This window comes from Duganella sp. CF517 (assembly GCF_900110275.1).
Classification (GTDB): domain Bacteria; phylum Pseudomonadota; class Gammaproteobacteria; order Burkholderiales; family Burkholderiaceae_D; genus Rugamonas.
In genome coordinates, this window is sequence record NZ_FODC01000017.1 from 1 (window position 1) to 12,636 (window position 12,636).

11 protein-coding genes and 1 rRNA gene are annotated in these 12,636 nt (G+C 64.1%); 11 read left to right on the top strand and 1 reads right to left on the bottom strand.

The genetic code is table 11. The features are described 5' to 3' along the window. The 10 genes from BMX85_RS30835 to BMX85_RS29655 form a co-directional block, all read left to right on the top strand. Positions 1-280, top strand: a 280-nt coding sequence (locus BMX85_RS30835) for a hypothetical protein (protein WP_218147421.1), incomplete at its 5' end; no start/stop codon positions are given. A gap of 45 nt (positions 281-325) precedes the next feature. Next, positions 326-1,636, top strand: coding sequence for an ABC transporter substrate-binding protein (locus BMX85_RS29615; RefSeq protein ID WP_090328406.1), 1,311 nt, complete (start codon positions 326-328; stop codon positions 1,634-1,636). Positions 1,637-1,732: 96 nt separating this feature from the next. Then, complete coding sequence (locus tag BMX85_RS29620) at positions 1,733-2,593, top strand: carbohydrate ABC transporter permease (RefSeq protein ID WP_090328411.1); 861 nt, start codon at positions 1,733-1,735, stop codon at positions 2,591-2,593. A 10-nt stretch (positions 2,594-2,603) separates the two neighbouring features. Further along, positions 2,604-3,422, top strand: a complete 819-nt coding sequence (locus BMX85_RS29625) for a carbohydrate ABC transporter permease (protein ID WP_090328415.1) — start codon at positions 2,604-2,606, stop codon at positions 3,420-3,422. A 31-nt stretch (positions 3,423-3,453) separates the two neighbouring features. Next, complete coding sequence (locus BMX85_RS29630; RefSeq protein WP_090328417.1) at positions 3,454-4,518, top strand: ABC transporter ATP-binding protein; 1,065 nt, start codon at positions 3,454-3,456, stop codon at positions 4,516-4,518. Next, positions 4,515-5,999, top strand: a complete 1,485-nt coding sequence (locus BMX85_RS29635; protein WP_090328421.1) for a mannitol dehydrogenase family protein — start codon at positions 4,515-4,517, stop codon at positions 5,997-5,999. Before BMX85_RS29630 ends, BMX85_RS29635 begins: the two co-directional genes overlap by 4 nt. 4 nt (positions 6,000-6,003) lie before the next feature. Next, the gene (gene xylB, locus BMX85_RS29640) at positions 6,004-7,470 is read left to right on the top strand and encodes a xylulokinase (protein WP_090328425.1); all 1,467 of its coding nucleotides are present in this window, start codon (positions 6,004-6,006) and stop codon (positions 7,468-7,470) included. Positions 7,471-7,533: 63 nt separating this feature from the next. Continuing rightward, positions 7,534-8,451 carry a helix-turn-helix domain-containing protein gene (locus BMX85_RS29645; RefSeq protein WP_090328428.1) on the top strand — a complete coding sequence of 306 codons (918 nt, stop codon included), beginning with the start codon at positions 7,534-7,536 and terminating at the stop codon, positions 8,449-8,451. A gap of 116 nt (positions 8,452-8,567) precedes the next feature. Continuing rightward, complete coding sequence (locus BMX85_RS29650) at positions 8,568-9,350, top strand: L-iditol 2-dehydrogenase (RefSeq protein ID WP_090328432.1); 783 nt, start codon at positions 8,568-8,570, stop codon at positions 9,348-9,350. A 110-nt stretch (positions 9,351-9,460) separates the two neighbouring features. Then, positions 9,461-10,741: a maltoporin gene (locus BMX85_RS29655; RefSeq protein WP_090328436.1), complete on the top strand. Its 1,281-nt coding sequence runs from the start codon at positions 9,461-9,463 to the stop codon at positions 10,739-10,741. Between the two features lie 30 nt (positions 10,742-10,771). On the opposite strand, the gene BMX85_RS29660 is transcribed toward BMX85_RS29655, so the two are convergent. Beyond that, entirely contained in the window at positions 10,772-12,133 is a 1,362-nt protein-coding gene (locus BMX85_RS29660) for a sodium-dependent transporter (protein WP_090328440.1), read from the bottom strand. Between the two features lie 441 nt (positions 12,134-12,574). Between BMX85_RS29660 and BMX85_RS29665 the strand changes: the two genes are divergently transcribed. After that, positions 12,575-12,636 (top strand): 16S ribosomal RNA (locus BMX85_RS29665); the annotation flags it as partial.

Below are 12,636 nucleotides of genomic sequence, written 5' to 3' on the forward strand. Positions count from 1 at the left end.
CCCGAACAGGACCGTGAAACAACTCTGCGCCGATGATAGTGCTGCAACCAGTGTGAAAGTAGGTTATCGTCAGGCTAGTTATATTAAAAAGCCCCGTCCAATGATTTGGTCGGGGCTTTTTTTCGTCCCACGCAGACACGTAGGACGCCGCACAACCAGATACTTTGGCGCCGATTCCTTTCTGACTTTCCCGCTCTCCCGTACCAAAAAGTATCGAGACTTGGTTTATCAGTATCGGAAAGTATCGGAGGCCGATGATACATTGCAGGAGTGGTGCTGACAGGCGCCGCCCCGACAAAAAATCATAAAATCTGGAGACAACACCATGAATCGTATCGCCCTCAGTGCGCTATGCGTTGGTCTTTTATGCGCCAGCGGTTCGCCTCTCGCCGCCACCGACCTGGTCATCGCCACCGTCAACAACGGCCACATGATCGAGATGCAAAAGCTCGGCAAATTCTTCGAACAAGCCAATCCCGATATCAAACTGAAGTGGGTTACCCTGGAGGAGGGCGTGCTGCGCCAGCGCATGACGACCGACATCGCCACCAAGGGCGGCCAGTTCGATCTGATGACGATCGGCATGTACGAAGCGCCGATCTGGGCCAAGAAGGAATGGCTGTTGCCGATCAAACCGGACGCCGCCTATGACGTCGACGATTTGCTGCCGACGATACGCGAAGGCTTGTCGCTCAACGGCCAGCTGTACGCCGCGCCGTTCTACGGCGAGAGCTCGATGATCATGTACCGCAGCGACCTGGTGAAAAAAGCCGGCATGGCGATCGCGGACCGGCCGAGCTGGGACCAGCTGCGCGCGGTCGCGGCCAAGATCCACGATCCGGCCAACGGCGTGTACGGCATCTGCCTGCGCGGCAAGCCGGGCTGGGGCGACAACATGGTGCTGTTGACCACCATGGCCAACTCCTACGGCGGCCAGGTGTTCGACATGAAATGGCAACCGCAATTCACCAGCAAGCCGTGGCGCGACGCGCTGACAATGTATGTCGACCTGATGAGGAAATACGGTCCGCCCGGCGCGTCCTCCAGCAGCTTCAACGAAATCCTGGCGATGTTCAACGAAGGCAAGTGCGGCATCTGGATCGACGCCACCATCGCCGCCTCCTTCGTCAGCGATCCGAAGCAAAGCAAAGTGGCCGACAAGGTCGCCTACGCGCAATCGCCGTTCGCCGTCACCGAGCGCGGCGCCAACTGGCTGTGGGCCTGGGCGCTGGCGATACCGAAAAGCTCCAGGCATCCGGAGGCGGCGCAGAAGTTCATCAACTGGTCCACGTCCAAGGACTACATCAAACTGGTGGCCAAGGAGACCAGCTGGGCCAACGTGCCCACCGGCACGCGCAAGTCGACCTACGCCAATCCTGAATTCGTAAAGGCCGCCAAGTTCGCGGCCGCCGAAGGCAAGGCCATCGCCACCGCCAGCCCCAAGCAAAACACCCTGCCGCCGTCGCCCTACATCGGCGTGCAATATGCGGCCGTGCCGGAATTCCAGGCGATCGGCATGGCCACCGGCCAGCAGATCACCGCCGCGCTGCTGGGCAAAGTGACGGTCGATCAGGCGCTCGAAAAGTCGCAGCAGGCGGCCGAGCGGGAAATGCGCAAGGCAGGCTACTACAAATAGCCGGCCGCAGCCCCCGCACCCCGCATTGACAGTCATCCGGGACGCCGGCATCCGCCGGCGGTTCCGTAAGCACCCGCACGCACTTTGAGATTACCCATGAAACGACTGATACCTCGGACTTTGCTGACGCCGGCGGTGCTTTCCATCGCCATCATTTCCATCGTCCCGCTGTTGATCACGCTGTACTACTCGCTGGTCAAATTCAGCCTGCTGGCGCCGGGCGAGCACCCGTTCCACGGGCTGGAGAATTTCTACTTTTTCTTCACCGACGGCGCCTTCCTGCCGGCGCTGCACAACACCTTCCTGCTGATGTTCTCGGTCATGCTGATCACCGTGCTGGGCGGCGCCGCCCTCGGCCTGCTGATCAACGAGACCTTTCCCGGCCGCGCGATCGTGCGCGTGCTGCTGATCTCGCCGTTCCTGGTGATGCCGGCGGTGAACGCCCTGATGTGGAAGAACATGCTGCTCAATCCCATCTACGGCCTGTTCGCGCAGGTCAGCCTGCTGTTCGGGCGAACGCCGGTCGACTGGCTGTCGGAGTATCCGCTGCTATCGATCATCATGATGGTGTCGTGGCAGTGGCTGCCCTTCGCCTGCCTGATCTTCATGACGGCGCTGCAGTCGATGGATCGCGAACAGCTGGAGGCGGCCGGCATGGACGGCGCCAACTACGTGCAGCAGCTGCGCTACCTGTACATCCCCCACCTGGGGCGCGCGGTGTCGGTGGTGCTGATGATCGAGATGATCTTCCTGCTGTCGGTGTTTGCCGAGATCTTCACCACCACCGGCGGTGGCCCCGGCTTCGACACCACCACGATCACGTTCATGATCTATCAACAGGCGCTGCAATCGTACGACATCGGCGCGGCGTCGGCCGGCGCGTTGTTCGCGGTGCTGCTGGCGAATATCGCCGCCTTCTTCCTGATGCGCGTCATCGGCAAGAACCTGGCCAAATAAGGAGACCGCGATGCACAAGCACACCACCCTGCACATCCGCACCGCCGCCGCCTGGTTTTTCGCGCTGCTGCTGTTCTTTCCGATCTTCTGGCTCGGACTGATGGCGTTCAAAACCGAGGCCCAGGCCATCTCCACGCCGCCGCTGCTGTTCTTCTCGCCGACGTTGCAAAGCTTCCGCGACGTCATGGCGCGCGACCACTACGTCGGCTACGCGTTCAATTCGCTGCTCACCAGCGTGCTGTCGACGGCCATCGGACTGGCGATCGCGCTGCCGGCGGCGTACTCGATGGCCTTCTTCCCCACGCGCGGCACCATCGGCCTGCTCAAGTTCATTCTCAGCTCGCGCTACATGCCCGGCGTCGGCGCGCTGATGCCGATCTATATCTGCTACCAGTATTTCGGCCTGCTCGACAGCCGGGCGGGGTTGACGGTGATGTTCATGCTGATGAACCTCCCCATCATGATCTGGCTCCTGTACACCAACCTGCGCGAGCTGCCGCGCGAAATTCTGGAGGCGGCGCGCATGGACGGCGCCACCGTGCTGCACGAGTTCCGCCACATCGTGCTGCCGCTGTCGACCGGCGGCATCGCCTCGACCGCGCTGGTATGCATGGTGTGGGCCTGGAACGAGTCGTTCTGGTCGTTGAACCTGGGCGCGGCCAACGCCGGCACGCTGGCGTGGCTGATCGCCTCCTATTCCAGCCCCGAGGGCCTGTTCTGGGCCAAGCTGTCGGCCGCCTCGCTGATGGCGATCGCGCCGATCATGGCGCTGGGCTGGTTCTGCCAGAAGCAGCTGGTGCAGGGCATGACGTTCGGCGCCGTCAAATAAGCGCGGCAACCATCAACTTAGGACAGCAACCATGGCTTACCTCCAACTCAGTAACATCGAAAAATTCTTCGGCGAGCACCACGCCATCAAGGGCATCGACCTGGCCATCGAGAAGGGCGAATTCGTGGTCTTCGTCGGTCCTTCCGGCTGCGGGAAATCGACCTTGTTGCGCATGATCGCCGGCCTGGAACCCATCGACAAGGGCAGCCTGCTGCTCGACGGGCTCGACATCACCGCGCTGCCCTCGTCCAAGCGCGACCTGGCGATGGTGTTCCAGTCCTATGCGCTGTATCCGCACATGACGGTATTCGAAAACATGTCGTTCGCGCTCAAGCTGGCCGGCGTCGACCGCGCGGTGATCCGCGAGAAGGTGGGGAAGGCCGCCGCCGTCCTCGATCTCGAAAAATACCTGCAACGCACGCCGAAGGACCTGTCGGGCGGGCAGCGCCAGCGGGTGGCGATCGGGCGCGCGATCGTGCGCGATCCGAAGGTGTTCCTGTTCGACGAGCCGCTGTCGAACCTTGACGCCGCGTTGCGCGTGCAGACCCGCATCCAGATCGCCAAACTGCACGCGGAATTGGGCGCCACTTCGATCTACGTCACCCACGACCAGGTCGAGGCGATGACGCTGGCCGACCGCGTGGTGGTGCTGCGCGACGGCCAGATCGAGCAGCATGGCACGCCGCTGGAATTGTACGACCGCCCCGCCAACCGTTTCGTGGCGCAGTTCATCGGCACGCCGAGCATGAACGTGGTGCCGGCGGCCGCCCTGCCGATGCTGGGCGCGCTGGCGGGGAGCGCGGCGCGTGGCGACGGCTTCGTCGGCATCCGCCCGGAACACGTGCGCCTGTGCGCGGCGGGGGAGGGCGCGACACCCGGCAGCCTGCCGGCGACGGTGGACCTGGTCGAATCGCTGGGCGTGGAGACGCTGGTCTACGCGCGCCTGGACAACAATGTGCAGATCGTCACGCGCGGCGGGGAGCGTACCGCCCTGCGTCCCGGTGACGGCACGCGGCTTTGCTTCGATCCCGGCGCGGTGCACCATTTCGACGCCGCCGGCAAAACCTGTGCCGCCGCTCGGGGAGTGTCGGCATGAACGCTATCGTCCTGAACCAGGCAGCGCTGGGCAATCTGCCGCCGAATGTCGCCGGGCCGGATTACGATCGGCGGCATGTGGCGCCCAGCATCGTCCACATCGGCGTCGGCGGGTTTTTCCGCGCGCACCAGGCGGTGTATCTGGACCGGCTGCTGCACCTGCCGGGACACCAGCAATGGGGCTACTGCGGTGTGGCCTTGCTGCCGCACGACGCGGCCATCCGCGACGCCATGCTGGCCCAGGATTGCCTGTACACCGTCGTCGAACGCGGCGCGCAAGGCGACGCGGCGCGCGTCGTTGGTTCGTTGCTGGAATTCCTGTACGCGCCGGACGACGCCGAAGCGGTGCTGGAAAAGATGGCCGATCCCGGCACCCGCATCGTCGCGCTGACGATCACCGAAGGCGGCTACTACGTCAACCAGGGCACCGGCGAATTCGATGCCGGCCACGCGGACATCGCGCACGACCTGGCGCACCCGCTCACGCCGCGCTGCTCGTTCGGCTATCTGGCCGAGGCGCTGCACCGCCGGCGCGAACGCGGCCTGGCGCCGTTCACGCTGATGTCGTGCGATAACCTGCAAAACAACGGCGACGTGCTGCGCAAGATGCTGCTGGCCTTCACCGCGCTGCGCGATCCGGGGTTGAGCGCGTGGGTGGCGCGACACGCGGCTTTCCCCAACAGCATGGTCGATCGCATCACCCCGGCCACCACCGACGAACATCGCGCGCTGCTGCGCGAGCGCTTCGGCCTGGCCGACGCTTGGCCGGTGATGACCGAGCCGTTCCTGCAATGGGTGATCGAAGACCGGTTCCCCGGCGGACGGCCGGCGTGGGAGCTGGTCGGCGCGCAGATGACGGCCGACGTGCTGCCCTACGAGAAAATGAAACTGCGGCTGCTCAACGCCGGCCACCAGTCGCTGTGCTATCTCGGCATGCTGTTCGACTACGAGTACGCGCACGAAGCGATGGCGGACGCCGGCATCCGCCAGCTATTGGGCGATATGATGGACATCGAGGTCACGCCCTTGCTGCCCGCTGTGGAGGGCATCGACCTGGAGGCCTACAAGCGCACGCTGATCGGGCGCTTCTCCAATCCGACCATCCGCGACCAGCTGTCGCGCATCGGCACCGAGGGATCGGCGCGCATTCCCAAGTTCGTGCTGCCATCGGTGCGGGAGCAGCTGGAACGGCGCGGTCCGATCGCGCGGCTCGCTTTTACCGTGGCGTGCTGGTTCCGCTACCTCAATGGCCGCTCCGAGTCTGGCGCGGCGATGCCGTTGATCGATCCGCACGGGGAGCGCTTGCGCGAACACGCGCTGCGCGGCGGCGCCGACGCCGGCCCGCTGCTGTCGCTGCGCGAACTGTTCGGCGAACTGGCCGACGAGCCGCGCTTCACGGCGGCCGTGGCCGAGTTGCTGGCGCGGCTGTACCGCGACGGCGCGCGCGCCGCGCTGGACCACGTGTTGGCCGCGAAGGAGTAGCGCCATGTATCTGGGCATAGACCTGGGCACTTCCGAGGTGAAGGTGTTGTTGATCGACGCGCAGCAGCGCACCGTCGCCAGCGCGCACGCGCCGCTGGCGATCAGCCGGCCGATGCCGCAGTGGTCGGAGCAGGACCCGGCCGACTGGTGGCAAGCCACGAAAACCGCCCTGCACGCCATCGCCGGGAGCCACCCGCGTGACATGGCGGCGCTGCGCGGCATCGGCCTGTCCGGCCAGATGCACGGCACGGTGTTGCTGGACGCCGCCGGCCGCGTACTGCGGCCGGCCATCCTGTGGAACGACACCCGCGCCGGCGCCGAATGCGCGGAGCTGGAACGGCGCGCGCCCGAACTGCGCCGCATCACCGGCAATTTGGCCATGCCTGGCTTCTCTGCGCCCAAGCTGCTCTGGGTGGCGCGCCATGAGCCGGCGCTGTTCGACCGCATCGCCACGGTGCTGCTGCCCAAGGATTACTTGCGCTACCTGCTGACGGGGGAGTTCATCTCCGACATGTCCGACGCCTCCGGCACCTTGTGGCTGGATGTGGCGCTGCGCGACTGGTCCGACACCATGCTTGAAGCCTGCGGATTGTCCCGCTCCCACATGCCGCGCCTGGTGGAGGGCACGGCGCCGGGCGGCATGCTGCGCGCGGAGCTGGCGCGGGAATGGGGTATCCCAGCGCCGGTGGTGGTGGCCGGCGGCGCCGGCGACAACGCCGCCAGCGCGGTGGGCATGGGCGTGGTGGCGCCTGGCGACAGCTTCATCTCGCTGGGCACCTCGGGCGTGTTCTTCGCCGCCAGCGACGCCTACCGCCCCGATCCGGCGCAGGGTTTGCATACCTTCTGCCACGCGCTTCCCGGACAATGGCATCAGATGGGCGTGATGCTGTCGGCCGCCAGCTGCCTGCGTTGGGTCACGGCGCTGACGCATGCCGCCGACGAAAAGGTACTGCTGGAGGAAATCGAGAGGGCGGGGCCAAGCGTGCGCGCGACGGCGCCGCTGTTCCTGCCCTACCTGTCCGGCGAGCGCACGCCGCACAACGATCCGCTGGCCAGCGGTGTGTGGTTCGGCCTGCGGCACGACACCGACCGCGCGGCGCTGGGCTATTCGGTGCTGGAGGGCGTGGCGTTCGGCCTGCGCGACAGCTACCTGGCCTTGCGCGGCGCCGGCGGCGACGTGCGCACCGCGGCGCTGGTGGGCGGGGGCAGCCGAAGCCGATACTGGGCGCGGCTGCTGGCCAGCGTGCTCGATGTACCGTTGACGCTTAATAGCGGCGCGCATGTCGGCGCGGCGCTGGGCGCGGCCCGGCTGGCGATGCTGGCCGCCGATACCGGCCTCGATGTGGCGCGGGTATGCGTGGCGCCGCCGGTGCTGGAAGTGATACCGCCGGAACCCGACTGGCGCGCCGCGCTGCTTCCCCGCCACGAGCGTTTCGGCGAGTTGTATCGAAAGGTCCAACCATTGTTTTGAGGCGGATCGGCTTTGCTATACTCGTTTGGCGCAGCACTTACCGAGGAGAGGAGGGACAGCGACATGCCACCCAAGAGCATACACCGCACACTGGAGCTGGAACACGATTGCGCGCGCGACGCGAGCGAAGGGTTCGAGCCGAATGGACGTTATGGTTTCATCCGCTACCTGGAGCATGGCTTCCCCAGCTCCCTGGTGCGCTGGCACTACCACGACGAGTATGAGCTGCACCTCATTTGCGCCAGCAGCGGCAAGGTGTTCGTGGGCGACTACATCGGCCAGTTCTCGCCCGGCCATCTGGTGTTGACGGCGCCGCGCATTCCGCACAACTGGGTGTCGCTGGACACGCCGGCAGAAGGCGTCAAGCTGCGCGACATGGTGATCCAGTTCACCCACGCGCCGCTGGAGCAGATGGCAGGCGCCATCCCCGAGGTGAAGAGCATCATGCCGCTGCTGCAGCGCGCCACCCACGGCATCGAGTTCTTCGGCATCAGCGAACAGGCGAGGCAGCGCTTCATCCGCATCCGCGACGGCAAGGGACTGCCGCGCTTCATCGAGTTTCTCACCTTGCTGGGCGAATTGGCCGACAGCAGCGACTACCAGCTGCTGTCGACGGTGCCGATGCAGTCGTTCGACGATGACGACGCGCTGGCGCGCATCAGCTCCGCCGTCGACTTCATCGTGCAGAATTTCAGCAGCCAGTTTTCGATGAGCGACCTGGCGCGGCAACTGGGTATGTCCGAGCGTATGTTCACGCGGTTCTTCCGTACCGCGACCGGTAACAGCTTCACCGATTTCGTCAACCGCCTGCGCGTCAACAAGGCCTGCCAGCTGCTGATGGAAACGGAGCGCTACGTCACCAACATCTGCTATGACGCCGGCTTTAACAACGTCGCCAATTTCAACCGGCGCTTCCTGGAGCTGAAGGGCATGACGCCCAAGGAGTTCCGCCAGCAGGCGTCGGGACGGTTCGGCGCCTGACAGGTATAAGAGTATCGATTATCGCGCTTGCAGTATCGATTTCGGCGAGGGGCCGCTGCTAGACTTTCTTTCACGATGCAGATGACTGTATCGACTTATAACGAAAGGAGATCCGCATGAATCGTCTCGCTTCCCGGCATGCGTTGCTGACCGGCGCCGGTGGCGGCATCGGCCTGGCGGTGGCCGAGGGCTACCTGGCCGAAGGCGCCAGCTGCACCGTGGCCGACCTGGCGCCGCAAGCGCCGCCCGCGCTGGCCGCGGTGATGGCGCGCCACCCGGCGCAGCTGCAGTACGTGCAGGCCGACGTCACCAGCGTTGAATCGGTGCGTGCGCTGCTGGCCGCCGCCCAACTCCGCTTCGGCCCCATCGACATCCTGTTCAACAACGCCGCCGTGTTCGACATGGCGCCGCTGCTGGAATCGGATCTGGACATGTACCAGCGGCTGTTCGACGTCAACGTCAAGGGCATGTTCCTGGTCATGCAGCAGGTCCTGCAAAGCATGCGCGACGCCGGCCGCACCGGCGCCATCGTCAACCTGGCGTCGCAGGCCGGCCGGCGCGGCGAGGCGCTGGTGGCGCACTACTGCGCCAGCAAGGCGGCCGTGATCAGCTACACCCAGTCGGCCGCGTTGGCCATGGCGCCTTACGGCATCCGCGTCAACGGCATCGCCCCGGGCGTGGTCGACACGCCGATGTGGAACCATGTCGACTCCTTATTCGCCCGCTACGAAGGTCTGCAGCCGGGTGAGAAGAAAAAAGCCGTCGGCCTGGCCGTGCCGCTGGGGCGGATGGGTACTCCGGCGGACCTGGTCGGCGCCGCGATCTTCCTGGCCAGCGACGACTCGGCCTACATCACCGCACAGACGCTCAACGTCGACGGCGGCAGTGTCATGAGCTAGACGCTCGTTCCTCTTTCCGCACCAACCAACAGCGGAGCGCTCCCCGACGGCGCTCCGGCGGCACCCGTACGTCCGTCGAAAACAAAAAAACGATAAAACCGGAGACAAACATGAAAAACCAGATGCAAAAGGCGGCGCTGACGATAGCCCTCACGCTCACACTCGGCATGGCAAGCGGCGCGGCCGCCGCCCAGGCCGGGCAGGACGCCGAAGGCTTCCACGGCTATCTGCGCGTGGGCGCCGGCACCTCGCTGAACGGCGATCGCGGACCGCAAGGGTGCTATGGCCTGGGCGGCAACACCCGCAAGTACCGTCTCGGCAACGAGTGCGATTCCGATTTCGAGGGCGGCTACACCAAGCAGATCGCCGAAGCGGACGGCGTGCGCTACGTCGCCACGTTGTGGGTGATCGCCTATGGCGACAAGTCCGGCTTCCGCGACGCCGAGTTCGATATCCTGAAGGGCTACGTCGAGGCCAAGGGGCTGGACTTTCTGCACGGGGGCACGGCCTGGATCGGCAAGCGCTACTACAACCGGCCCGATATCCACATGATGGATTTCCAGTACATCAATTTCAGCGGCACCGGCGCGGGCCTCGACAAGATCCAGGCCGGCCCCGGCAAGTTCTCGTACGCGTTCTTCAAGGACAACGACATCAACGCCATCGCGGCGAATGGCGCCGTGCTCGGCTCCGCCGCCGCCACGCGCCAGAACCTGATGTACCAGGACTTGCCGGTCAACGCCGGCGGCACCGTCGATGTCGCCGCCTCCATCATCACGGCGCAGGGCGATGAGACGCTGGGCGCACGGCACGACGGCTGGCAACTGTCGGCCTTCCACAAGCAGGCAGACGTGTTCGGCGGCGCCAACGTCTTCGGCGTGCAATATGGCGTGGGGCCGGGCACCGGCATTGGCGGCGACCATGGTGGCATGGGATCGGCCGGCAGCACGCTGCTGGGATCGGACGTGACGCGCATGCGTGTGTTCGACAACCTGTGGATACAGCCGTCCTGGAACTTTGGCGTGGAAATGGTGGCGCTGGTGCAGAAGGATAAATCCGACGCCATCGGTTCGAGCACCTGGACCTCGCTGGGTGTGCGTCCGGTGTACGCGTTGACCAACAATTTCAAGCTGGTGATGGAGGTTGGCACCGACCGCGTGACGTCGCCGACCGGCGGCGCGGCGCAGCGTTTGACCAAGGTGACGTTCGCGCCGACCATCTCCGCCGGCCCCGGCCTGTGGGCGCGTCCCGAACTGCGCGCCTTCGTCACCTACGGCAAGTGGAACGACGCGGCCACCGCGTCCGTTAACGCCGCCAACAGCGGCGGCCCGGTGTATAACAACCGCACCAGCGGCACTTCGGTCGGGTTCCAGGTCGAGACCTGGTTTTGACGTGGAAGGTCGCGTGCGGCGTGCCGTCGATCACAGCAGATTGAGCCCCTTGAGCATGACGAGCAAGATCAGTAGCGGCGACACGTAACGCAGCAGGAAAAACACCACGCGCGCGGTGGTCTGGTTGCCCAGCGCGCCGTGGTTCGACAGCGCTTGCGTGAACTTGTCGGCGCCCCAGGTCCAGCCGACGAACAAGGCCAGCGATATCCCGCCCAACGGTAGCAGGACGTTGGACGAGACGAAGTCGAACAGGTCGAACATGTTCATGCCGAACAGCTTGAAGTCGGCGAGGACGTTGTTGGTCAGCGCGCAGGTCGAGCCGAGCAGCATCAGGCCGGCGATGGTCAGTAGCGTCGCCTTCGCGCGGCTCATGCCGAGGCGCTCGTGCAGGATCACCACCGGCACCTCCATCAATGACAGCATCGCACCGGTCGCGGCCACGGCGGCCAGCACAAAGAAGGCGACCATCAGCAGATGGCCGCCGGGAATCTGCGAGAACACGGCGGGAATGGTGATGAACACCAGCGCCGGGCCGGCCGCCGGCGCGAAACCGAAGGTGAAGACCGCCGGGAAGATGGCGATGCCGGCCAGCATGGAGACGCACAGGTCGGCGGCCATCACGCGCAGCGTCGTTTGTGGAATGTTCTGGTCGTCGCGAAAGTAGGAGCCATAAGTCATCATCGTCCCCATGCCCAGCGACAGTTTGAAGAACGCCAGTCCCATCGCGGTGAGGATGACGCCGGCGGTGATCTTGCTGAAGTCCGGACGGAACAGGAAGGCCAGGCCGTCCGCCGCCTTATCGAGCGACAGGCTGACCGCGCAGAGCATCAGTAGTAGCAAGAACAATATCGGCATCAGTTTTTTCGCAATCCCTTCGATGCCTTTGGTCACACCCATCAGCAGGATGCCGCCGATAAACACCAGAACAGACCACTGCCACAGCAGCGATTGCAGCGGGTCGCCGATCAGCGAGGTGAACGCCGCCTGTGTCACCTGGCGATCACTGCTGAGGATCGAGCCGCCGATGGCTTTGAAGACATAGGCGAATACCCATGCCACCACTTCCGAATAGAACGACAGGATCAGGAACGCGGCGGCCATGCCGGCGACGCCGATCAGCCACCATGGCATTTTGCTGACGGCGAGCTTTTGCAGCGCGGTGATGGGATTGGCCTTCGCAGCGCGGCCCATGGTGATTTCGGCAATCATCACGGGCAGTCCGATGACCAGCGTGGCGAGCAGGTAGACCAGCAGGAAGCCGGCGCCGCCGTTGGCGCCGGTCAGATACGGAAATTTCCAGATATTACCGAGGCCGACGGCTGAACCGAGGGTGGCGGCGAGAACGCCGAAGCTGGAGCTGAAGCCGCCGCGCTTGATGGATTGCTGGGTCATTGCTGCATTTCGCTGTGTCGAAAAAGGCGCGATTGTAGCAGCCGGAAAAAAAGCCTTGCACGGATGAAGGGGCCTTTGCTATAGTTCGCCTCCTCGCAAAACGGTGCACACAAAACAAGGTGTTGCAGAGTGAAGCGAGAAGAAAAAGAAGGTTGACGAAACGGTCTAAACGATTCATACTCTTCCTTCTTCGCTGACAGACAAAACGATTTGTCAAGCGTGCAAGCAGTACCGAACAAAGTTCTTTAAAAATTAACAGTCGATAAGTGTGGACGTTTGATGAAAGTGCACGCGGAACCTCGGTTCCGCGATACTTAAAATATCAAATGTTCACAAGAAGTAATGAAATAGGCGCTATGAAAATAGTGGCCTGTCAGTATTTTGAGTGAGCGACCTCTTAGTAATAAGAGTGCCGGTAAAACGGCAAAAGTAACAGAGATTAAACTGAAGAGTTTGATCCTGGCTCAGATTGAACGCTGGCGGCATGCCTTACACATGCAAGT

What these genes read in the sequence shown, in the direction of transcription:
- BMX85_RS29615 (WP_090328406.1), top strand. Translation starts at nt 326, where the DNA reads ATGAATCGTATCGCCCTCAGTGCGCTATGCGTTGGTCTTTTATGCGCC.
- BMX85_RS29620 (WP_090328411.1), top strand. Translation starts at nt 1,733, where the DNA reads ATGAAACGACTGATACCTCGGACTTTGCTGACGCCGGCGGTGCTTTCC.
- BMX85_RS29625 (WP_090328415.1), top strand. Translation starts at nt 2,604, where the DNA reads ATGCACAAGCACACCACCCTGCACATCCGCACCGCCGCCGCCTGGTTT.
- BMX85_RS29630 (WP_090328417.1), top strand. Translation starts at nt 3,454, where the DNA reads ATGGCTTACCTCCAACTCAGTAACATCGAAAAATTCTTCGGCGAGCAC.
- BMX85_RS29635 (WP_090328421.1), top strand. Translation starts at nt 4,515, where the DNA reads ATGAACGCTATCGTCCTGAACCAGGCAGCGCTGGGCAATCTGCCGCCG.
- xylB (WP_090328425.1), top strand. Translation starts at nt 6,004, where the DNA reads ATGTATCTGGGCATAGACCTGGGCACTTCCGAGGTGAAGGTGTTGTTG.
- BMX85_RS29645 (WP_090328428.1), top strand. Translation starts at nt 7,534, where the DNA reads ATGCCACCCAAGAGCATACACCGCACACTGGAGCTGGAACACGATTGC.
- BMX85_RS29650 (WP_090328432.1), top strand. Translation starts at nt 8,568, where the DNA reads ATGAATCGTCTCGCTTCCCGGCATGCGTTGCTGACCGGCGCCGGTGGC.
- BMX85_RS29655 (WP_090328436.1), top strand. Translation starts at nt 9,461, where the DNA reads ATGAAAAACCAGATGCAAAAGGCGGCGCTGACGATAGCCCTCACGCTC.
- BMX85_RS29660 (WP_090328440.1), bottom strand. Translation starts at nt 12,133, where the DNA reads ATGACCCAGCAATCCATCAAGCGCGGCGGCTTCAGCTCCAGCTTCGGC.